General features: G+C 36.1%; 28 protein-coding genes and 1 other annotated feature (1 of these 29 running past the window's edge). Of the genes, 22 read left to right on the top strand and 6 right to left on the bottom strand.

Translation table 11 applies throughout. The annotated features are described in order from the left end of the window. Nucleotides 1-64: 64 nt before the first annotated feature. The 17 genes from MHH37_RS08490 (at nt 65) to MHH37_RS08570 (ending at nt 13,708) form a co-directional block, all read left to right on the top strand. Nucleotides 65-1,549 carry an MFS transporter gene (locus MHH37_RS08490; RefSeq protein WP_342575875.1) on the top strand — a complete coding sequence of 495 codons (1,485 nt, stop codon included), beginning with the start codon at nt 65-67 and terminating at the stop codon, nt 1,547-1,549. A 118-nt stretch (nt 1,550-1,667) separates the two neighbouring features. Continuing rightward, nucleotides 1,668-2,117: a hypothetical protein gene (locus MHH37_RS08495; RefSeq protein WP_008407903.1), complete on the top strand. Its 450-nt coding sequence runs from the start codon at nt 1,668-1,670 to the stop codon at nt 2,115-2,117. Next, nucleotides 2,118-3,056 carry an RNA methyltransferase gene (locus tag MHH37_RS08500; RefSeq protein WP_008407900.1) on the top strand — a complete coding sequence of 313 codons (939 nt, stop codon included), beginning with the start codon at nt 2,118-2,120 and terminating at the stop codon, nt 3,054-3,056. A 127-nt stretch (nt 3,057-3,183) separates the two neighbouring features. Beyond that, nucleotides 3,184-3,618 carry a MarR family transcriptional regulator gene (locus tag MHH37_RS08505; protein ID WP_008407898.1) on the top strand — a complete coding sequence of 145 codons (435 nt, stop codon included), beginning with the start codon at nt 3,184-3,186 and terminating at the stop codon, nt 3,616-3,618. 73 nt (nt 3,619-3,691) lie between these two features. Beyond that, nucleotides 3,692-4,675, top strand: coding sequence for a ring-cleaving dioxygenase (locus tag MHH37_RS08510; RefSeq protein ID WP_342575876.1), 984 nt, complete (start codon nt 3,692-3,694; stop codon nt 4,673-4,675). Nucleotides 4,676-4,708: 33 nt separating this feature from the next. Beyond that, nucleotides 4,709-5,311: an alpha/beta hydrolase gene (locus MHH37_RS08515; RefSeq protein WP_342575877.1), complete on the top strand. Its 603-nt coding sequence runs from the start codon at nt 4,709-4,711 to the stop codon at nt 5,309-5,311. Between the two features lie 281 nt (nt 5,312-5,592). Further along, nucleotides 5,593-6,534 carry a ribonuclease Z gene (rnz, locus tag MHH37_RS08520; protein WP_342575878.1) on the top strand — a complete coding sequence of 314 codons (942 nt, stop codon included), beginning with the start codon at nt 5,593-5,595 and terminating at the stop codon, nt 6,532-6,534. A 124-nt stretch (nt 6,535-6,658) separates the two neighbouring features. Beyond that, on the top strand, nt 6,659-6,889 hold the full coding sequence (locus MHH37_RS08525; RefSeq protein WP_065216177.1) for an acyl-phosphate glycerol 3-phosphate acyltransferase: 231 nt from the start codon (nt 6,659-6,661) through the stop codon (nt 6,887-6,889). A 218-nt stretch (nt 6,890-7,107) separates the two neighbouring features. After that, a complete protein-coding gene (locus MHH37_RS08530; RefSeq protein WP_342575879.1) occupies nt 7,108-7,440 on the top strand; it encodes a nitrite reductase in 333 nt (110 codons plus the stop codon). An 81-nt stretch (nt 7,441-7,521) separates the two neighbouring features. Continuing rightward, nucleotides 7,522-7,851, top strand: coding sequence for a histidine kinase (locus tag MHH37_RS08535; RefSeq protein WP_342575880.1), 330 nt, complete (start codon nt 7,522-7,524; stop codon nt 7,849-7,851). Nucleotides 7,852-7,870: 19 nt separating this feature from the next. Continuing rightward, nucleotides 7,871-8,638: a hypothetical protein gene (locus tag MHH37_RS08540; RefSeq protein WP_342575881.1), complete on the top strand. Its 768-nt coding sequence runs from the start codon at nt 7,871-7,873 to the stop codon at nt 8,636-8,638. A 134-nt stretch (nt 8,639-8,772) separates the two neighbouring features. Beyond that, nucleotides 8,773-9,054, top strand: a complete 282-nt coding sequence (locus tag MHH37_RS08545) for a hypothetical protein (protein ID WP_008407889.1) — start codon at nt 8,773-8,775, stop codon at nt 9,052-9,054. 106 nt (nt 9,055-9,160) lie between these two features. Beyond that, the gene (locus MHH37_RS08550; RefSeq protein ID WP_342575882.1) at nt 9,161-9,856 is read left to right on the top strand and encodes a UDP-N-acetylmuramyl pentapeptide phosphotransferase; all 696 of its coding nucleotides are present in this window, start codon (nt 9,161-9,163) and stop codon (nt 9,854-9,856) included. 336 nt (nt 9,857-10,192) lie between these two features. Beyond that, entirely contained in the window at nt 10,193-10,543 is a 351-nt protein-coding gene (locus MHH37_RS08555; protein WP_342575883.1) for a cupin, read from the top strand. A 17-nt stretch (nt 10,544-10,560) separates the two neighbouring features. Continuing rightward, nucleotides 10,561-10,722 (top strand): tRNA U-34 5-methylaminomethyl-2-thiouridine biosynthesis protein, encoded by a 162-nt coding sequence (locus tag MHH37_RS08560; protein WP_065216172.1) that lies wholly within the window; start codon nt 10,561-10,563, stop codon nt 10,720-10,722. A gap of 144 nt (nt 10,723-10,866) precedes the next feature. Then, the gene (locus tag MHH37_RS08565) at nt 10,867-11,244 is read left to right on the top strand and encodes a hypothetical protein (RefSeq protein WP_342575884.1); all 378 of its coding nucleotides are present in this window, start codon (nt 10,867-10,869) and stop codon (nt 11,242-11,244) included. 292 nt (nt 11,245-11,536) lie between these two features. After that, nucleotides 11,537-13,708 (top strand): PBP1A family penicillin-binding protein, encoded by a 2,172-nt coding sequence (locus tag MHH37_RS08570; protein ID WP_342575885.1) that lies wholly within the window; start codon nt 11,537-11,539, stop codon nt 13,706-13,708. 233 nt (nt 13,709-13,941) lie between these two features. Here the strand turns inward: MHH37_RS08570 and MHH37_RS08575 are convergent, their stop codons facing one another. Then, the gene (locus MHH37_RS08575; protein ID WP_342575886.1) at nt 13,942-14,334 is read right to left on the bottom strand and encodes a cohesin; all 393 of its coding nucleotides are present in this window, start codon (nt 14,332-14,334) and stop codon (nt 13,942-13,944) included. Nucleotides 14,335-14,591: 257 nt separating this feature from the next. Next, entirely contained in the window at nt 14,592-15,146 is a 555-nt protein-coding gene (locus MHH37_RS08580) for a nucleotidyltransferase family protein (RefSeq protein WP_342575887.1), read from the bottom strand. Between the two features lie 197 nt (nt 15,147-15,343). On the opposite strand from MHH37_RS08580, the gene MHH37_RS08585 reads away from it, so the two are divergent. Beyond that, the gene (locus MHH37_RS08585) at nt 15,344-15,631 is read left to right on the top strand and encodes a 3-isopropylmalate dehydrogenase (protein WP_342575888.1); all 288 of its coding nucleotides are present in this window, start codon (nt 15,344-15,346) and stop codon (nt 15,629-15,631) included. Between the two features lie 96 nt (nt 15,632-15,727). On the opposite strand, the gene MHH37_RS08590 is transcribed toward MHH37_RS08585, so the two are convergent. The 3 genes from MHH37_RS08590 to MHH37_RS08600 all read right to left on the bottom strand — a co-directional run bounded on the left by MHH37_RS08590 (nt 15,728) and on the right by MHH37_RS08600 (nt 17,028). Next, nucleotides 15,728-16,192: a DMT family transporter gene (locus tag MHH37_RS08590; RefSeq protein ID WP_342575889.1), complete on the bottom strand. Its 465-nt coding sequence runs from the start codon at nt 16,190-16,192 to the stop codon at nt 15,728-15,730. Between the two features lie 11 nt (nt 16,193-16,203). Beyond that, the gene (locus MHH37_RS08595) at nt 16,204-16,632 is read right to left on the bottom strand and encodes a DMT family transporter (RefSeq protein WP_342575890.1); all 429 of its coding nucleotides are present in this window, start codon (nt 16,630-16,632) and stop codon (nt 16,204-16,206) included. Between the two features lie 81 nt (nt 16,633-16,713). Next, complete coding sequence (locus MHH37_RS08600) at nt 16,714-17,028, bottom strand: metalloregulator ArsR/SmtB family transcription factor (RefSeq protein WP_008407867.1); 315 nt, start codon at nt 17,026-17,028, stop codon at nt 16,714-16,716. Nucleotides 17,029-17,385: 357 nt separating this feature from the next. On the opposite strand from MHH37_RS08600, the gene MHH37_RS08605 reads away from it, so the two are divergent. The 4 genes from MHH37_RS08605 (at nt 17,386) to MHH37_RS08620 (ending at nt 19,779) form a co-directional block, all read left to right on the top strand. Then, on the top strand, nt 17,386-18,036 hold the full coding sequence (locus tag MHH37_RS08605; RefSeq protein ID WP_342575891.1) for a DUF3885 domain-containing protein: 651 nt from the start codon (nt 17,386-17,388) through the stop codon (nt 18,034-18,036). Between the two features lie 319 nt (nt 18,037-18,355). After that, nucleotides 18,356-18,730, top strand: a complete 375-nt coding sequence (locus MHH37_RS08610) for a phosphoadenosine phosphosulfate sulfotransferase (protein ID WP_251688250.1) — start codon at nt 18,356-18,358, stop codon at nt 18,728-18,730. A gap of 179 nt (nt 18,731-18,909) precedes the next feature. After that, on the top strand, nt 18,910-19,293 hold the full coding sequence (locus tag MHH37_RS08615; RefSeq protein WP_342575892.1) for a pilus assembly protein PilB: 384 nt from the start codon (nt 18,910-18,912) through the stop codon (nt 19,291-19,293). A gap of 243 nt (nt 19,294-19,536) precedes the next feature. Next, nucleotides 19,537-19,779: a hypothetical protein gene (locus MHH37_RS08620; protein ID WP_008407863.1), complete on the top strand. Its 243-nt coding sequence runs from the start codon at nt 19,537-19,539 to the stop codon at nt 19,777-19,779. Nucleotides 19,780-20,118: 339 nt separating this feature from the next. On the opposite strand, the gene proC is transcribed toward MHH37_RS08620, so the two are convergent. Further along, nucleotides 20,119-20,925 carry a pyrroline-5-carboxylate reductase gene (proC, locus tag MHH37_RS08625; RefSeq protein ID WP_342575893.1) on the bottom strand — a complete coding sequence of 269 codons (807 nt, stop codon included), beginning with the start codon at nt 20,923-20,925 and terminating at the stop codon, nt 20,119-20,121. A gap of 70 nt (nt 20,926-20,995) precedes the next feature. Beyond that, nucleotides 20,996-21,201 (bottom strand) — a binding site (T-box leader) (it continues 6 nt past the right edge of the window).

The raw sequence follows: 21,201 nt of genomic DNA on the forward strand, positions 1-21,201 counted from the left end.
TAGTTAGGTAACTACGAAAGACCCATGTTATAATAGGATTGATATTATGCTTCAGGAGGACACTATGCGTATACATCCTATCCGATTTTTAAGAATAATGGGCTTACTCGATGGGATTTCGCTCATTACATTACTACTTATTTCCATGCCGCTTAAGTATTTCGCGGATTTACCGCAATTTGTGACGGTAAACGGCAGTGTACACGGCGGTATTTTTATAGCTTATTTTCTCGCAATCGTAATTGTGCAACTGCGCATTCAATGGCATATCGGCTGGTCAATTTTAAGTGTGTTAGTCGCATTTATCCCATTCGGCAATTTTCTGTTCGACTATCAACTGAAAAAAATGCAACCGACTTTACATACAAAGCCGTTTCCGAAACAATGGCTCGTTTATGCCATCATTTTCTTTTCCTTTTTCGATCTGTTCGTCCAGTTGCCGATAATGAGCACTTATGCATTGTCGGTCGGCGCGACAACGTTTGTTGCGGGGATTGTTGTCGGTCTTTATTCATTTATGAATACGTTCGGTAATATTTTTTGTGGTATTTTTACTGATAAAATTGGGCCATTTCACATTTTAGTATTTGGCCTGTTTACGTCTGCAATTTCGTTATTATGCTACCAGCTTGTTGATAATGCGACGGTCCTTTTAATCGTTCGCTGTATTCATGGGTTCAGTAGCGGGTTTATCACTCCGGCTGCCTTTACATTACTTGCGAATATGCGTGCATCCAACGAACAGGGGAGTGGAAGCGCGGTTACAGGCTCGTTTGTCGGCATTGCGGCGATTGTCGGTCCGGCTTCAAGCGGAATTTTAGCAAGCAAAATTGCCGTGCCGAATGTGCTTGGAATTGTTGCGCTGTTCGGCATTGTCTTATTGATAGGCTTGTTCCTGTTTTTACGCAAATCACCGTTACCGAAACGCGATAAGAAACAGGTCACCGAAAAGTTCAATTGGAACAGCGGTATTTTAAAAGCGTATGGCGGCGCATTTTTCCTTATGTTTTCTCAAGGTGTTCTTGCGTATTTGCTACCGATTTACGTGCAGGATTTAGGGTATGACTCACGTGTATCCGGTACATTACTAAGTGTATTCGGAATTGTCGCTGTCCTAATCTTTATATTACCGACGAACAAAATTTTCGACTATTTAAATCCGCAAGTGACATTGTTTGTCGGAGTACTATTACTCGGACTTGCTCAGATCGGCATTGGCCTGGCAACAGAAATGTCCTGGCTGTATGCAATACTCGCAATTTACGGGATCGGGTTTGCATTTTTATTCCCTTCTATCAATGCCCTGTTAATTGATGCAACGACTGAACAAATTCGCGGCAAAGCTTATGGTTATTTTTATGCGTTCTTCTCCATTGGGGTAGTCGCAGGGTCTTCACTATTAGGCGCACTTGATTTAGTAGGAACATCCGGCTTTGTCTTTACAGGGACATTATTATTTAGTTTCTGTATCGTTGTTCTTTTTTCATTTATGAAATCAGGTGCCGCATTTGTAAAAGTTCAGCATAAAGAAAAAATGCATCATTCATAAATACACAGTTTTTTCGTTTTGAAAGAAATTTCTTTCTAATGCGCTTTAAACGATAGTCATGTATACTGGACTAGGTGATTTTTTATGGGCGAATATGGAATCGAAAGGAATTATAATCATGGTACAATTACATTTAGAAGTTTTAGAACGATGCAGTAAAGAAACAGAAGATACAATTACAGCGGAGAGTAACGCATTTGCATCAACACCAATCCACTATTTAAAGGACAACCAAGGGGAATTTATTTATGTGGAATGTACTCAATTCAATGATATACGAATTGATGCGGTAGCACTTGAATTTGATGATGCATTTAATCTATATACGGCATTATTCGGCTTAAAACTGCAAAAGAAACATGGTGAAGTAATTCGTCAATATTTGAAAGACAATGTAAAATCTGCATTAGGAAGCAGCAGTGCAGCGTTCTCTGGTCAAGAAGGACTTTGGGAACTGAACATTGCGGTTGACTGCATTGAGGGCTTCCATGAGAAGATGACTCTTACAGAAGTTTGTGAAATGCTTTATCAATTTGTTGCGCAATTAATAACAACAGTTGAGAAATAAATGACGCAAAAATATTTATATAGTTTTACTTGGCAAAGAGATGAATATGATCTTTCACGTTTGGAAATGCGCACATTTTTTAACTTTCACGTGGAAGGAAATGTTCTAATTAGTCAAGAAAGAATAGAGCCGAGTCGTAGTCCGTATATGCGTTCACGTTTGGCCGTTTTCTATGAAGCGAGTTCAATAGAACAGCTGATAGAAATGGCGGCACAGCTGGAGCTTGGACAAAAGACGTTTAAAATTCATTGTTTAAACAATAGTGCTGATGGAATTCAGCCAAAACTGAACCGCTCGATGCGAAACGACTATATGATTCGTGTCAGCTCGGCAATCAATGCCGAACCGGATCTGGAAAAGCCGGACGTAGTATTGGGACTTGTCTGCCATGAGGAGCGCTTTTATTTAGGCAAGCTTACATACGGTGAAGCGGTTTGGCTGAAGCATATGCAGAAGCCTGAAATGTATTCAACAGCACTGAGTACAAGGGATGCGCGTGCGATCGTCAATATCGCGGTACCGTTTCCGGACGGACTAAAGGTGATTGATCCTTGCTGCGGTATCGGTACGGTGCTTGTGGAAGCGATGAGTATGGGCATTGCGATTGAAGGACGCGACATCAATAAACGTGTTGTTTGGGGGTCCCAAATTAATCTCCGCCATTTCGGATATGAACCGAATGTGGAAATCGGTCCAATTGAAGAGGCGAATGAAGGATATGACGTCGCAATTATTGATATGCCGTACAATTTATTTACGCATATTACGGGTGAGCTGCAGCAAAGCATCATTACAAATGCCCGCCGGATTGCAAAGCGGGTCATTATTGTGACAATCGAATCGATGGACGATAAAATCCACGAAGCCGGTTTAACGATTATCGATCGAGCCGTATTGAAAAAAGGGAAATTTGAACGCCAAGTTTTAATATGTGAATAGAAGTAACGTTTCAATTCAGTGAATACCTGGATTGGAACGTTTTTTATTTGACACTGTATTTTATACATGGTATATTTATCTCGAATTAAAGATAAATGAATTCGTAATAACAGGGAGGAGGTACTTTATGAGTAAATATGACAAGCAATTAAAAGCATTTACTGTTTTACATCGGGCTCAAACTTCTATCCAAGAAGCGACGAAAAAAGATATCCAACAGCATGATCTGAATTTAACGGAATTTGCCGTAATGGAATTGCTTTATCATAAAGGAGATCAGCCTATCCAAATCATCGGTAAAAAAGTATTGATCGCTAGCAGCAGCATTACGTATGTCGTCGATAAACTGGAGAAGAAAAATCTCGTTGCACGTGTTGCCTGTCCGACAGACCGCCGTGTTACATTTGTATCGTTAACGGATGAAGGAAAACAGATGATTGAATCGATTTTCCCTTCACATGAAGAGAAGATTGCATCGATTTTTGATGTGTTATCGGATGAAGAGTTGCAAAACTTAACAGACTATTTAAAGCGTGTGGGACACCATGCGAACAAATTATAAATTGATTACAAGCATCGGGTTCGGTGCATTTTTAAACTAATATCTCGATATCGAGAAAATGGAGGCCATACAGATGAACCATATTAAAGGAATTCACCACGTAACAGCGATTACAAGCAGTGCAGAAAAAAACTATGAATTTTTCACATATGTATTAGGAATGCGTTTAGTGAAAAAAACAGTCAACCAGGATGATATTCAAACATACCACCTGTTTTTCGCGGATGATAAAGGGTCTGCAGGAACAGATATGACATTCTTTGATTTTCCGGGCATCCCGAAAGGACGTCACGGGACGGATGAAATTTACAAAACAGCTTTCCGTGTGCCAAATGATGCGGCACTGGTTTATTGGGTAAAACGTTTTGACCGTCTGAAAGTACAGCATGAAGGCATCAAACCATTATTCGGCAAGCAAACATTATCATTTGTCGATTTTGATGACCAGCAATACATGCTCATCTCAGATGAAAACAATGAAGGGATCGCATCAGGTACACCTTGGCAAAAAGGTCCGATTCCATTAGAGTTTGCGATTACAGGCTTAGGTCCGATTCATGTACGCGTTTCGAACTTTGATTATTTCAAAGAAGTACTTGAAAAGGTATTAGTAATGCGTGAAACAGGTAAAGAAGATTCACTGCACTTATTTGAAGTAGGTAACGGCGGTAACGGGGCATCGGTTATTGTCGAGCACAATACAGTATTACAGCCTGGCCGTCAAGGTTTCGGTACAGTTCACCATGCCGCGTTCCGAGTAGAAGATACAGCCGTATTACGTGAATGGATCGGCCGTCTTGAAAGCTTCGGGTTCGGTACTTCTGGCTATGTGGACCGCTTCTTCTTTGAATCGCTCTATGCACGTGTAGCACCGGGTATTTTATTTGAATGGGCTACGGACGGACCAGGATTCATGGGCGATGAGCCATACGAAACAGTAGGGGAAATTCTTTCATTGCCGCCATTCTTAGAGAGCAAACGCGACTATATTGAAAGTGTTGTGCGTCCGATTGATACAGTACGCTCAACAAAAACAATCGAGAAGGAATACGAGTAATTCGACTATCAAAATGAGAATGGAGAATGACCGATGAACTATATTTTCAACAAAGGGAAAGAAGACAAGCCGGTATTTTTACTGCTGCACGGGACAGGCGGGGATGAGAACAGTCTGCTTGCACTGACAGAAATCATTGATCCGGAAGCATCGGTTTTAAGTGTACGAGGCAATATTCTGGAACATGGAATGCCTCGATTTTTCCGTCGTCTAGCTGAAGGTGTGTTTGATATGGAAGACCTCGCTTTCCGTACGAAAGAACTGTATGAATTTATCGGCGAGAAAGCAACAGAATACGGGTTTGACCGTCAAAACATCATTGCAATCGGTTACTCAAATGGTGCCAATATCGCAGCGAACCTGTTATTTGAATATGAAAATGCATTAAAAGGTACAATTTTGCATCATCCAATGGTCCCGAATCATGAAGCAACGGTTGCGAAACAAGACGGCACACATGTATTTATCGCAGCAGGAGTGAATGACCCGATTTGCCCGCAACAAGAAGCGATTGATCTTGAACGCTATTTGGCGGATGCTGGGGCGAATGTAACGCTGGAATGGGAATCAAACGGTCACCAGCTTACGATGAATGAAGTACAAAAAGCGAAGGCTTGGTATGAGCGCACGTTTTAATTAAAGATTGTTCATGCATAAAAGACCCTTTCCGGTTTCAGGAAAGGGTCTTTTGTATTTAAGTGATTTTCTTTTTACATTTTTTATTATTCGCGGAAAGCCGACCTTAATTTTTCCGTTATTCAAGTGATGAAGTAGGGAATTTTTATCATTCCACATGGTCATTTCTGTTGCCGCTTCATTTTTTCTTTGCATAAATTTATTTGCAACCTATAATAAATACAACGATAGTAAAAAGCTTCTACATGAGGCAAACTAAACTCGTGGTAGGAGGAAATGACATGCAAATCCAATTTTTAGGTACCGGTGCAGGGATGCCGTCAAAAGAGCGCAATACTAGTTCCATTGCATTCAAACTGTTGGAGGAACGGGGCTCGATTTGGCTGTTTGACTGCGGGGAAGCAACACAGCACCAAATCTTGCATACAACGATTAAACCGCGCAGAATCGATAAAATCTTTATTACTCATTTACACGGTGATCATATTTTCGGGCTGCCCGGCTTTTTGAGTTCCCGTTCCTTTTTAGGCGGGGAAGATGTGCTCACTATTTACGGGCCAACCGGATTACAACAATGGATTGAACAAACATTACAATTATCGAAAACCCATTTAACATATCCGATTGAATTTGTCGAAGTAAATGAAGGAATCATATTTGAAGATGAAATGTTTACGGTCCGTGCACTGTCGCTTCAACACGTTGTACCATGCTTCGGCTATCGGATTGAACAAAAGCCGATGCAGGGCGAGCTGCTGATTGACAAGGCTTTAGCATTAGGTGTACCAAAAGGTCCGTTATTAGGCCAGTTAAAAGCAGGTCATTCTGTAAAATTGGAAGATGGAACAGTTGTGGAAAGCAGCGATGTAACGTCACCACCACAGCCAGGGTTCACTGTTGCAATTTTAGGGGATACAAAGTATTGCGATAACAGTATCCGTTTAGCACAAAATGCAGATGTTGTCGTACATGAAGCAACCTTTGATCATTCGACAATCGAGCTGGCGGGCAAGTACGGACATGCGACAAATACAGAAGCAGCTAAAATTGCAAAAGAGGCACAAGCGAGACATTTGCTGTTGAATCATATAAGCGCCCGTTTTTTGAAGCATGATCTGATTCCGTTTTTGGAAGAAGCAAAAGCGATCTTCGAAAACAGTTATTTAGCAAATGATTTCAGCCAATATGAGTGGCGAAAAAACGAATTGCTGGAAATTGAATAGATGAATTTAATCGAGGTATATAGTAAACGGGGTGAATGTTTACTATATGCTTCTTTACTTTTTTAAGAGAATTTTGTCCAATAACAGAAAGTTTCCGCTATAATGGAGAAAAGGGGGATGAATGATGCAGCAACCGACAATTTCACCAAAAGTATTACGATTGCTAGTTATTTTTCCAAATGTCATGAGCTATATTCTGTTATTTGGGGTCGTTGTTTACATACGAACAAACTTGGAAATGCTGAAAGCGACAGACGGCTTAACGACGTGGCTGATCATTGCGGCGGTATTAGGTCCGATTTCACTCTATACGACATTCAGTATTGTGAAGCGGATTAAGAATGGAACATTGTAAAGGGTTCCGGTTCGCGTAAGGGGAAAAATATTAATTGAATTGATTACATGCCAAAACACTCAGTATTTTTTGAACTGAGTGTTTTTTATTATCTACTCTCTAATAACTCGAAGTAACTGCAATCCATCAGATGAATTTCCACTATCTCCCGATATCCAACGAGGGTAGGGACTGAAATATGCTAATATAGGCCTAACCTTGTATAAAGGAGGATTATTTTGAATAAGTTCGGCAGAGGATTTGTAATATATTTAGGAATTTTGCTTACTATAATTTCAAGTATCGTATCAGGTGTGAATTTCTTTGATTTTAGTGGTGGTAAAGGCTTAAATACAGAAAAGATAGAAAAGAATTTAGAAAAATTAAAAGGCTATTCTTGGTTTAATGAAGTATATAAAATGGAGGAACATCAGCGTTCATTTTATTTAAGCTTAAAAATTAGAAAGTACTTACAAAGTTCAATGCGTGTAAATAGATTAATTCGTTGTGAAAAAGAGCGAGTAAAGTTTATTTTAATGTTAGAAGAAGTGGCCCGATTACGTAATAAATGATTATTTATATTTTACTTATAAACTAGTTGGTAAAGATTAAATTTAGAAAAGCAGTCCTGTTGTAACGGAAGGGAGAGGCACTTGAAAAAAATAATTCTCTTTAATCTTTTATTTTGTATAGTTGTTGTGTTTGTTGCTTTCAATTATTTTAATATTAAATCTCGAAGCGCGGTTGTATTCAATTATGTGGAAGACTATATGGAAACTAACTATGGGATTGATGGGGAAAATATAATTTTAGTAGAAAACAATTTCCGAAGAGGAATGGGGTTGTTTGAAATAGAAGTTAAGGATAAAGGTACGAATACCTATTACTTTTTTGAAGTCGATATTAGAGATGACTATTCATTAATATATATTAGAGATCTATCAGAGTTACATCGTAAAAATAAGGCTGATAATAAAAGGTGAGAGTGGGGGGGAAAGAGAAGTGATCAAACAAATTTATGCTTTTGAAAGCATACAGGATTTTGAAAACTATAAAGACGAAATTCAATTATTAAATAACAAATTGAATATGTATAAAGAATTGTTAATTAACCAATTTGAGCTTATAGAGTTACCTAAAACAATTGTTTGGACGAGCAGTAAGAATGCTACTACCATATTTTCGCAAGTCCCTGTCCCAGCCTATACTAATCGGGAAACCATTTATATGTCGCCAAGTGTTAGTGAATGGAAGGCGTTTTACCTTTCGCTATTTGATGGTGAGGAATTAGAGAAAAGTGATGAAATTGAGTACATAAAAGAATATTTCCAATCACTGGCGATCGATGACGTTTTTTGTATTTTAGCTCATGAATTAACACATCATATTGAACTCTTTCCTGATGAGTTTGAAGATGAGCGCAATAACAGTATTTGGTTTGAAGAAGGGATGTGTGAATATCTCTCTCAAAGAATGACATTAACGGAACATCGATATACAGAATTAAGAAAAATTGAAAACTTGATGATTAAAATATTTAAGCTAAAGTATGGCGGTTTTTCATTAGATCATTTTGGAATAGGTAGTTATCATCAAACATCGTTAGCTTCAATTATGCTCAATTATTGGAGAAGCACAGCTGCAATTCATTTTTTAGTAGAATGTCGCTACGAAGGCGACGTAAAAAAGGTATTTAGCAAATATGAAGAATGGCATGAAAAAGGGATACAGCAACCTTTAACTGAATATTTTGGTGTGGAGAAATTTTAAAACCAACTATCGGCGGAATTCATGATGATGAATTTCGCCTTTTTACTTAATAAAGTGAAGGTGTGTCCGTTTCACTAAATAAATAATCTGTTTGTGCTAATATAATCAATAAGTCTTTGCTTTAGGAGGTTCACATGAATTTGATCGCGCAACATCCTTATATTAAAGTAGAAAGAACCGTGACAAGTACTGAACAGTTTGAAATTGTGCATGACCGGATCATTTATTTATACAATGATAAAGTCGTTACACAAAATAGAGTGTTTCCGATTAAAATTGTAATGGATTTTTCGTACCGGGAAATTGCAAAGCAGGGAGGGATCCTTTATTTACATACGCTGCAAGGTGTATATACGTATATCGTGAAATCCTCACCTGAAGCTTTCATCAATGCATATAGAGAATATTTTAAGTAAATGCAGTATTTGAAAAATTAGATTTTTATGGTAGGATATAGGCGGTGACCGATTATATTAGGCTAATTTGGATTTACTATTCCAGTGTATAAGAGGTGGGGGAAGTTTGTTATATTTAACGCTGTTAGTAGGCTTGGTTTTGATCGTAATGACAACGAAGCTTACTCAAAAATTTAATTTATCAGGCATTTGGTTGATAGTTGGGCAAATTAGCGCGTCATTGATCATTGTATTGTTTGGTGATCTAGAAGTTAGTTATATTAATCAAATTGAATTAGGATTATTAGCAATTCCTTTTTCTTTATTATTCCTAGTAGGGTTTACTAATGTAATGAATATAGAAAAAGAGCAACAACCATTAATCTTGCTGTTGCCATGTATTTCATTACTTTGTCTTTCCATAGCGGCTTTGTTGATGGGTTATACATTTGCTTCAATTTCCGGACTATTTGCTGTGTTAACTATTATGTTGTTTGCTTCTATTTCAGGAAAAAAAACTTTAGGAAGAACCTTTACTACATCTATAGGTTTTGTAATTGCAGTACTGTCGTTGTCTTTACTTAAGCTTTCTTTTATCACAATTTACATTCCAATTTTTACTTTGGCATTGCCGTTAGTAATTTATCTTTTCTTACAAAATAGATTAACTAGCGCACAGTCAATGATCATTAGCGCTTCAGTAGCTGTTTTGTTTGGTTTACTGATGTTTGTAATTCCTTTTAATATAATTTGGGATTTGGTAGTTGGGGCAACTGTTATTTTGGCTATTTCCCAATTCTCCCGTAAGTATCGATTTATTTAAAATTCATTTGGCGCGATTCTGTAATTGGAATCAGCGCTTATTTATTTTCTAAGGTGAAAATTTGTACAAATAATCCTATGTATTTTTAAAGAATATAAAACTAAAGAAAAAAGAAAGAAGGTAACTGATGGGTATACTATTCGCTATATTATTTTTCGTTGGCCTCTTTGCTATATATGATTTGATTAGAAGAATGAACAATAATATTCTGGAACAGACGGAAGAAATAAAGAAATTAAGAGAAGAAATAAATCAAAGAGATTATAAATAATGTAAAGTACTCTTGGAGAATGTTTTATCGAAATAACAAATTTAAATTCTTAAGGGGGATATATCTTGCAACTATTAAATTTTACGAAAGATAAAGCGAAACCAGTTTTGAATTATAATTCAATTTTCACTACCTATAATAAAGTTATAAAAACTGAAACACCAACAAATTTTGGATTTATTTATGTCGAAGCTAACGGTTTAGTAGGTCGTCATGAAGCACCTGTTCCACAATTGTTTATCGTGATTGAGGGAGAAGGTTGGGTTCAGGGGAAAAGCGACGAGAAGGTAAAATTGCAAATGGGTGAAGCTGTCTTATGGGAAAAAGGAGAAAGTCACGTTTGTGGTAGTCAAAAAGGTTTCACTGCTATTGATTATACAATCAGCAGAGTTACAAATATAGTATGGCCATTTTAAATTTTAGGAGGTAGAAAGTGAAAAATATACTGGGTTTAATAATGGGGTCTATAGCAGGTTGGCTGATATGGGGATATTTTACAGATGACTTTTCAGTAGAAAGGTTTTTCATGTTTCTAATGGGAATCATTATAGGGTACATAATCGGTAGAAGTAGACCAAAAGAAGAAACTAAATAAGTACATAACTGGTACGAGGCATTCGTATTTCATAATTTAGAAATGTGCCTATTTTAAGGGGACAATCTAGTTTGGTGATTTTATTCCATATTTTGATAGAGGTATTTTGTATGCTTAGATTTTGAAATATCGGCGAGGTGGCAAATGAAAAACTTATTTTTATTTATCTTTGTCCTTTTGTTAAGCTCCATCTGTTTAGGTTGTACTAATGAAAATCACGTAGCAACATTAAAAGAGCCAATAGAAACTGTAATTGAATTAGAGAAAGTATATATGGAAATGCGGGAAATTGCTTGGGCAAGTTTGAGCGATACGGATAAAGAAACCGTGATGGGGAATTGGAAAGATGCGAAAGTAACTGAGGAACAGCTCAGCGTTAATGATGAAGTACTCCCAGATAATAATCCAATGAAAGTCATGAAAGTAATATTTAATACATCTCGAGACAGATTTCTGGGGCCGATTGGCATCTATATAAATCCCGATACTAATAAAATAATTAGTAAAGACGTAAGAATGTAAAAACCTCTAAAACAACCCTCAGGATAAAGCTTATCCTTTTATCAGAAAAATAATTCAGGAGTGCTTTACTTTAAGAAGCATTTTCATCAATTGGGCGAGATTCTTAAACAAGAATTAGCGTCCTTTTCTCATTTTAGAGCCACAGTACGTAGGAGAAATGTTATGAAGTGCATTGAATTTAAGAGAGGATAAAGTAGCAGATTACAAAATCCCTATTGACTATGTATATTTCATATCTAACAATAACCTTTATGCAGAAGCTGATTCGTCAGACTAGAAGGTGGAATAAAACGTGAGAAGAACGGAAAGAAGACAGCAACAAAAATTAACCTGGAAGATATGGAGTAAGGTTAAAGATAAAAAAATAATGTTGAAAGTTATAGCAGTGGGTTCAGTATTTTTATTATGCTGTTTCCTCATATTTAATATTTTTATTTGGACAAGCGATGTTAGTAAACTGGAAGAACCCACTCCGCAGCCAACAATTATTTATGATCAAAATGGAGAGGTAGCCAGTAAAGTTACCGGTTCCAAAATAGATGGAGTCAATATAGAACAGATTCCGGAACATCTTATTCATGCTGTAATTGCAACGGAAGACCAAAAGTTTTACAAGCATAATGGAATTAATGTTATAGGAATTGTACGTGCGATGACTCAAAACACGATGAGAGGAGAAATTGTGGCGGGAGGAAGTACGATTACACAGCAGTTGGCTAAAAATGTCTTTCTTACACAAGAGCGTACATATACGAGAAAGTTAAAAGAACTCATATTGACGAAGAAAATTGAGCGAACATACGATAAAGACGAAATAATGGAACGGTACTTAAACCAGATTTACTTTGGTGAAGGCGCATGGGGCATACAGCGTGCTTCCCAAATGTACTTCGGCAAAGATGTTAGTGAATTAACATTAGGTGAGTCGGCTATGCTTGCGGGGTTGATTAAAGCGCCGTCAGTTTTGTCACCATTAAAAGATATGAATAAATCAGTTCAACGGAGAGACCTTGTTCTAGCATTAATGGAAAAGGAAGGTTACATAACTCAAAACGATGCGAAAAAAGCAAAAGAACAACCTATCGTATTAGAGGGCAAAAAGATGGATGATTATAAGGGGAAATATCCTTATTATGTAGACCATATTATTGAAGAAGCGATCAAACAATACGGGCTTACAGAAAATGAGGTACTTTCGGGTGGACTTCATATTTATACAGAACTTAATCCTTCAATACAAAATGCAGTTGAACAGGTATATAACGATAATGAAATGTTTCCTGAAGGGCAATCGGACCAGTTAATCCAAAGTGGAGCAATCTTCATCAATCCCTCAACCGGAGGAATCACTGCACTAATTGGAGGTAGAGGGGAACATACTTTTAGAGGGTTTAATCGAGCTACTCAATTAAAACGTCAGCCTGCGTCAACTATGAAACCATTGGCGGCGTATACTCCTGCTTTGGAGCAAGGATACGAAATCTATGATAAGTTACAAGATTCACCTATTAATATTGACGGGTATCAACCAATGAACTATGACAAACGATTCCATGGTGAAGTAACGATGTATGAAGCATTGGTGAATTCATACAACATCCCACCGGTATGGTTATTAAATAAAATGGGATTGAAATACGGTATAAATGCTGTTGAGCGTTTTGGTATAAAATTAAAAGAAGAGGATCATAATTTAGGTTTAGCACTTGGTGGTATGAGTGAAGGCATATCTCCTTTATCAATGGCTCAGGCATATTCCACATTTCCTAATGATGGTGTAATGGTAGAAGCACACTCTATACAAAAAATTGAAGATGCAGATGGCGAGGTCATTGCTAAGTGGCTTCATAATGAGACGAGCGTTACGAAGCCCCTAGTCGCTCAGGAAATAACATATATGCTTAAGGGCGTTGTTGAAGAAGGTTCAGCAAAGAACGCTCAAGTAGAAGGATGGGAAGTAGCTGGTAAAACGGGCACGACCGAGCTTCCTTTTGCGAATTCAGGGGGCGCGAAGGATCATTGGTTTGTTGGATATACGCCAGAAATTGTTGGGGCAGTTTGGATGGGATATGATCAAACAGATGAAAATCATTATTTGATGGGAACTGGCGGATCTACTGTCACAAAGATTTTCAAAGCAGTTTTGGCTGAATCTATGACGGAATTTAACCAAAAAGAATTTAAATTACCTCTACTAGGCAAACAGCTAAAAGAGCAGGAAAAGAAAGAGGAAGAGCAGAGGAAGAAAGAAAAAGAGATAGAGAAAAAAGAGAAGAAGGAGAAGGATAAGGAGAAGAAAGAGAAAGAAAAAGAGAAAAAAGAGAAGGATAAGGAGAAGAAAGAGAAAGAAAAAGAGAAGAAAGAGAAGGATAAGGAGAAGAAAGAGAAAGAAAAAGAGAAGAAAGAGATGGATAAAGAGAAGAAAGACAAGGAAAAGGAGAACAAAAAGGAGGAAAAAGAGTAATTTGAAATAATCCAGGTTTATTATGAGGGAAATCCTACTTTTCTAGATATAATCTGTTTGCCGACTTTTGTAGCCATTTTTTCTAAGCAATTATTCATTTAGCCGAAGAGAAGGGTTCCATACCATCTTTATTGAAAAAAGGTTGAGTTTTAAAATTTTTTTAATCTAAAGTGAAGAAGCCCGTAAAAAAATCTCACAGGCTTTGCTAATAAATTTATCAAGACTTAGGTATTCTACTTATCAAAATTCGCACCATTATCATGCTTAAATGTTTTGTCTTTAGTAGGGAGGAATTCCTTTGCAATCTCTTCTAGGCTCTTCTGTTGTGATTTCATCGGAGCAAACGCATTGGACATCCGATTTGTTTGATCATTTGTAGGGAGGAATTCTTTCGCAATTTCTTCCTGGCTTTTCGGTTGTGATTTCATTGAAGCAAATGCATTGGACATTCGGTTAGCTTGATCAGCAGGAAGGAACTCTTTTGCAATTTCTTCGATTTTGGATTTAGCATCGGTTGAAAGGATGGGTGAAAATTCTTTCGCGATCTCGTAAAGAGTACCTAGCTTCGATTGATCATTACTTGCCTGCTTGTTTTCTTTATTGTTCTTATTTGACAATGTTATCATCTCCTCATTCCTTAATATGAGAGATGATGAATGGAATTATATCAAGAAATGATTGACAAAATTTTTAGTGATATTTTTGTTTTTAGATAGTGAACGTCATGAAAAGAATAAAAATAAAATTGATTGTCTGGCGCGATTCTATCAAAAGGATCAGCGCTCGTATCGTTATGACGCTTGTATGTAACTTAGTTGTTTTTGCTATTGGTATGTTCAGATTACTTACGGATTCTTTTTTTTGAAGGCCGCCAAATGACGCTTTATTCCGAATCAATTTTTAAGGTATTCCAAATAGAACCCCAATTTTTACTTTGTACTCGATTTGAATAAATAGGATGTAATTTGGAGTCTTGATTAAATGGAGGCGTAGGTCTAACTAGTCCTACGAATAAATCATTTAAACCATAAGGAGCTAAGATTTCTATTTGATTGTTATTTAAACGAACGGCTACTGCTGTAGGTGTTTCAGGGAAATGAGCAACACCTTCAAATGATGATGAATAGGGAGGAAATCTGTTTTTAAAATGCATTCTGGCCTGGTTTTTTACAGACCAGGGTAGATGAGGCATACTCTTTTGCAACTTGGATTCTAATGCTTTTTCAGACTCGATTGAACTATTCAACTCGTCAAAATATATTACATCAATATCATTTATTTCTGTTTGTACATTATGTAAGTAATCCCAAACTTTATTTCGAATAACACCCGCTGCGACCCAGCAATCATTTAATTGTAATTCTTGCACGGTTTTTAAAATTGACATCAAAAGTTGGTCTGTTTTTATAATGTTCGTTAACTCTAATTCGTAATCCAAAAGTAATCATCTCCTTTTTTACTGCTATTATATCCTTTGTATTTTGAACTTGCTATTCCTCATAGAAGTTTATACAAACTTAATGCTGAGAATATTTTGCCTTAGAGAAGCACTTGAAGTCAGATTGATTTCATTATGGGAAATTCTTAACAAGTTTTCAGTTAAACTGGTAAAGTATGTATATGGAGGGGAGTTTAATGGGTAATTTTTTCATCATACTAATGATCTTTTTAATCATTATTGCAAATGTTATTGGATTTATAGTCTTCAAAAAAGAGAAAAGTCTGTACTCTGCTGCATTAATAATATTACTGCTGGCAGGTGCATTTGGCGGACTAGGCATTGCATTAACATTATTTATTAATGATGCCTTTGCTATATTCTACGGGTTAAATCTTGCCGGCTATTTACTAATAAATAGCCTTATTGTATTTCTTCTTGCTATTTTAGTTACTATAATTAAAAAGTTATCCAGTATTTTTTAATCTGAATACAGAAATAGTTACTGTTTATTATAAAGGCAATCCTCATAAGTAGAAGATTGCCTCAAATTGTTTATTTTTAGAGAATATTAAACTCTCTTATGCAACAGGATCATCGGTAGTGCGTTTATTCCCTTTATAGATAAAATATAGGGAGATAAACATAAAGAATAAGGCAAATGTTCGTTTAACATCTAATTCTATGACTAAACTATTAAACCATCCAAAATGATCAATAATCACTCCGCTTACTAGTTGACCAGCTATACCAGCAATACTTGTTGCGATCACTCCAATTCGTGGAACTGCCATAACTGTCAAAAGTAAATACATCGTACCTAAAAACGCTGCACTTAATTGCCATTTTGGTGCCTCTAAAATTCCTATTAGATTCCCGCTGCCAAAAAATAAAATAAATATGGTCAAAAACATTGTCCCAGTAAGGAAGGTTAAAAATGTTGTTTCAATTGTTCCGGCTTTTTGACTAAATGTACCATTGATAGATGATTGTGCGCTTAATGTGATACCGCCAATCAATGTGAATAGAATCATAAATAATCCCATGGCCATACCTCCTAATTTATTAATATAAGTGCGATGATCATTGAAATAACTGCAAAGAGTTTTTCTTTATTAATCTTATTTTTCTTACTACCTAACCATCCGAAATGTTCGATCGTCATGCTCATCACTAATTGCCCGATGATGACAGCAACCATTGTTATACCAACACCGACGAATGGGACACTTACAACGATGGAAGTTAAATAAACAACACCCAGGATACCTCCAAGTAATGCCCATTTAGGTGCCTCCAAAGTATAGGAAATCCTGCCTTTTCCAAAAAAGAGCCACAATAGCCCCATGATAATAGAGCCCATAAAGAAGTTATAAAAGCTTGTTTCTATTTGTCCGATTGTTTTTCCTAGTTCAGCATAGATCGCGCCTTCAAAGCTAAGTGCTGCCCCAGCTAAAAAAGCAAATATATAAAATATAAAGCGCATAGATAAAATCCTCTTTTCGGTATAATTATATATCTAGAAATATCGATATAAGTATTGATAAAAAAACAGAAATCAATAATATTAGATATCTGTTTTAAAGTATTCAGCTAACTGTTGAATAAATTCTTCATTACGTCTGTAGTATGTCCATTGTCCATGGCGAATCGACTCAAGTAAACCAGCTTTTTGCATCATATTTAAGTAGCTCGAAACCGTAGATTGAGAAATTTTGGCCTTTTCCTGAATATCCCCAACACATACTCCACCCTTGTAACTTACCTCCTTTGGTAGGTGAGCGCCTTGTTTTGGGAAATGTTTCTCGGGTTCCTTTAACCACTCGAGGATATTGAGTCTTGTTTCATTCGATAATGCTTTGAATACATCAATAGGTTCCATGCGTGTAATTATATATCTAGAATTTTCGATATGTCAAGATGAGATATTGAAGTATTTCCCAGGAAAAGGTACCCACTAGTTTAACTTATCTAGGGTTAAATATTTATAATAAAACTATTAAAAAGTACTACATTTTTAATGATGTAAATGTGTTTGGTTTGAAAGATCATTTTAATAAATATTAAGATTCGAAAGAGATATATCCTATACTATTCAACAATAAGGCGCGACGCGTTTTTTAAGGTCATTTTCTGGAATAATGTTTAAATAGTAAGTTTGATATTTATGTTAAAATTCAATGATAATTAATTTATTTAAATTCAACAAAAATAGTAATGGAGCTGAAAATGGATATTTATGAAACTACAAGAAATTATGGAAAAACATTTTAATGACCTTTCTATAACACCAGATTTTTATCATCAATGGAATATCGGTATACATCTAGAATTAGGAAATGACATTTATCAGTTTGGTGACAATAACCGCCTTAACATGAAAAGGTTTAATACGATTTATGAACAGGTATCTGCAATTGTTCCAATACTTTTCAAGAAAATGGATGACGTCTTAGTGGTGGTAAATTCATACCCCCATGAAACAAACAAAGTAGTTTATCCTAACTTTTTCAAACGATATGTAAAAGAACAAAAATTAAAGTATTTCTTGCACTTACATGAGTTCCAATGGCAGTTCGATGAAGATAATTTACTTATTCAGCAAATGACATTGTTCTGTAAAGCTTCTGATTTGAAGATAGAACAGCTTTTGAAAACATTAATTCATGAGGATTTCCATCCTCTACAACCTCGGTTAAGAAAAGCACATAGCTATTATGCACCTGATGTTTTTTTAATAAATGTTAATACTAATTGTATTTTTCATTTATACGATGATAGAGGGTGTGAAATAATAAGCGCAGATAAAGAACTACATGAAAAATTCCTTGAAACATTTAGTGGGTGGGAATTGCAGGAAAAACCTTTATCTTTTCGTTTAACTACTTAATATTCTTATTCCATAATCGGGCGCGATTCTTCAATAAGAAGATCGCGTTTTTCCGTTATAGGCCATATTGTTGAATAACTTCCTTTTTTAAAAAAGGATATTACTGTTAAAATATATATAAATTCAAATGGGGATGACCTAAATTCTAATAAATAATGGCGTTAACCGTATTAGGTTGCATTGTAATTGCTAATGGTTTTAATAATGAAATAATTTATGGTCTAATAATCATCCCTTTATTTTTCATCAGTAAACGAGCATTTTCTTCTTACGTCTCGAGAAATAAGTAAACCATTCGTTTTTGAAAGGGGAGCTACATATGAATTTTGGGAAAGTTGGTTTTTTGGTTATCTTGCTCGGTATTTCTCTTCTATCTGCATGTGGACAGAAAACCGTTATATTTTCTGGGGAAGGTGAAAACTGGAGAGTTCAAATTGAATATGAACATAGGGGTGAAGATAGTAAAAAAACTGGTTACATTAAATATATTGGTACAGAACCAATTCCAAAAGAAATTGAATATTCGTTCACTGTTGTTTCTTCTTCTGGAAAAGGAGCATTAGGTTCAGATGGGGTCATGTCATTGGGAATAAGTGAGTGCAGTCCTTGTACCTCTCCAAGTGAGGATTCGGAAATTGTAGGATTAATAAAATGGAACAATCAATCAGAAACAATTACCATAACAGGAGAGTAATTCGGACAGCTATTTTAGTAGTAATCAATTCTTGATCTTCAACAATTGGGTGCGATTCTTCAATTAGAAAATCGCGTTTTTCCGTTATAGGGCCACATTGTTGAACAATGTCTCTAAAGAAATTAAGATTAGCTGTCATCTTAAAGACTGGATTATAATAACAAAAAGAGGTGACTTGAATGAGAAAGATTTCTATTGCAAAGATGCTATTTGCCCCGATAATAGTAACATTAGTTACCACATTAAGTATCGTATTTATCGAAGGAGTATTCCGATCCGAAATAATGCCTCCTTCGACAGCTGAGAAAATACAGCTTGCTGTACTGCTCTATTTAGGAATCTATTTATTTACTATTATCTTTGTAGTCCCTATTGAAATTTATTTAACTAATAAAATAATAAACAAAATACTTTTTTTTGTTCTAACAAATGTTATCGGTTTAATTTTGGTGTGGTGCATTGATCTTTGGTTCTTTACTCTTGGCGGTTTTATGTCTATATATTTGATTTTCCCATTATTCTCAATTTTAACGTTAATACGATTCAATTCTGATGCGAAATAAAATATATAGAGAAGGATGAGTGAAGGTTGGTTATCATTCTTTCAATATTCAACCATCGGGTGCAATTTTTGAAAAGACATGTGCCTTCTTCAGCTAAAGAGCCATATTGTTGAATAACATTCTTTTAAGAAGGTTCCCAAACGCCGCTTTTGGAACGATTATGTTATATTTGCTTGGAATTATCGAAACTTTTTGAATTCTAATCCGTAAATGTAATAATAGTTTCGAAGGAGGTGGAAAATTTTGAAGAAGTTTTCTGTATTTATAATTAGTTTCATAATATTATTTCTAGCATTTCAAATATTATCGGGTTTGATACTTACAGCTTTTCACACTCCAAATCTCCCTTCAATTGCAAATGATTTAAATCGAGAAATATCATTTGGAAGTGCCTCAAATCCATTACTATTGGCATTGTTAACAGCCACAGTTGCTTATTCTCTATCTCAAAAGATATTTAGAGTATCAAACACTCAAACCAACTAACTTGTGCTTATATTCCACAAGGGTGTATAAAGTTTTTAAATATTTTCCCAAATAAAATTTTGGAAACACAGAAAACGATATTCAACAATCGCGCACGAATATTGAATAATGACATTTTTCTTTTTTTCATAGCCACAATCTTTGAGAAAAGTGAATTAAGTAAAGTAAAGACCAAAATTTTAAAAAACATCCATTATCTCAATAAAGATTTAATGGATGTTTTTTAGTTTTATTAAAACTTTTTGTTATATACAACAAAACTTAAATCCCCTAAATATAAGTACTGTTTTATTTTATTATACTTTTCACCCTATATTCGAATTATTAGTAGGTGTTTTTTTATTCCTCACGCGCCAGTTCCCTTGAACGGTTTTCGGCACTTCGAACACAGTTCACAATCGCTTCGTTAAAGGACATCGATTCAAGTGCTTTGATCCCGGCTTCAGTCGTTCCTCCTGGACTTGTTACTTTTTTGCGCAGTAGGGAAGGTTCCAAATTACCGGATTTCAGCATTTCCGCGGAACCAGCAATCGTCTGTACCATCAGTTCCCGTACAATTTCCTTTGATAGACCGAATTCAGCACCAGCCTGTTCAAATGCTTCAACCAAATAATATAAATAGGCAGGACCACTTCCAGAGAGCGCTGTAACTGCATGAAGCTTTTCTTCCTCCACTTCGATGACAATGCCAATCGCTTCTAACATTTGAATATAAAGCGCACGCTTCACGTCTGTTACATGGTTATTGAATGCAATGCCGGATGCAGACATGCCGATTGTTGCGGAGGTGTTCGGCATTACACGAGCGATTGGGCGGCTGCCGAGATGCTCTTCAATCGTATCAATGCTGACACCAGCCAGTACCGATAAAATTGCAGTATCAGCACTTAGATGGGGAGCGATGACTTCCATAGCAGCACGCGCATCTTTCGGTTTCATTGCTAAAATAACGAGGTCTGCATCCCGCAAGTGTGTATGGTCCTCCAATAGGTTGACATCATAGCTTTCCACCAGTTCGTTTAGACGTTCTTTATTCGACCGATTGGATATAAACAGGGCATGCGGGTTGATGACATTCTTTTTAATCCATCCATGAATGAGTGCTTCTGCCATCGAGCCTGCGCCAATAAAAATAATTTTTTGCATAAAGTATCCCTCCGATTTTTAAATCCGATCCTTTAAGGAACATAAAAAAGCATTTCCATCCCTACAAACAAGTAAGGACGAAAATGCATTGATTTCCGCGGTACCACCTTTATTCACACATAAAGTGTGCAGCTTCAGCCTTTTTATCGCAAAGGGTACGGTTATGTTGTCATAACGGCTCAAAAGGAGGTTCAATTATTCCAGCGGGTTATGCCGATTTCAGCAAAGACGGCACTCTCTATAACCTTAAAATAATCTACTTGGCTTTTTCATTGC

The sequence above is a fragment of the Solibacillus sp. FSL K6-1781 genome, from assembly GCF_038630735.1.
GTDB lineage: Bacteria > Bacillota > Bacilli > Bacillales_A > Planococcaceae > Solibacillus > Solibacillus silvestris.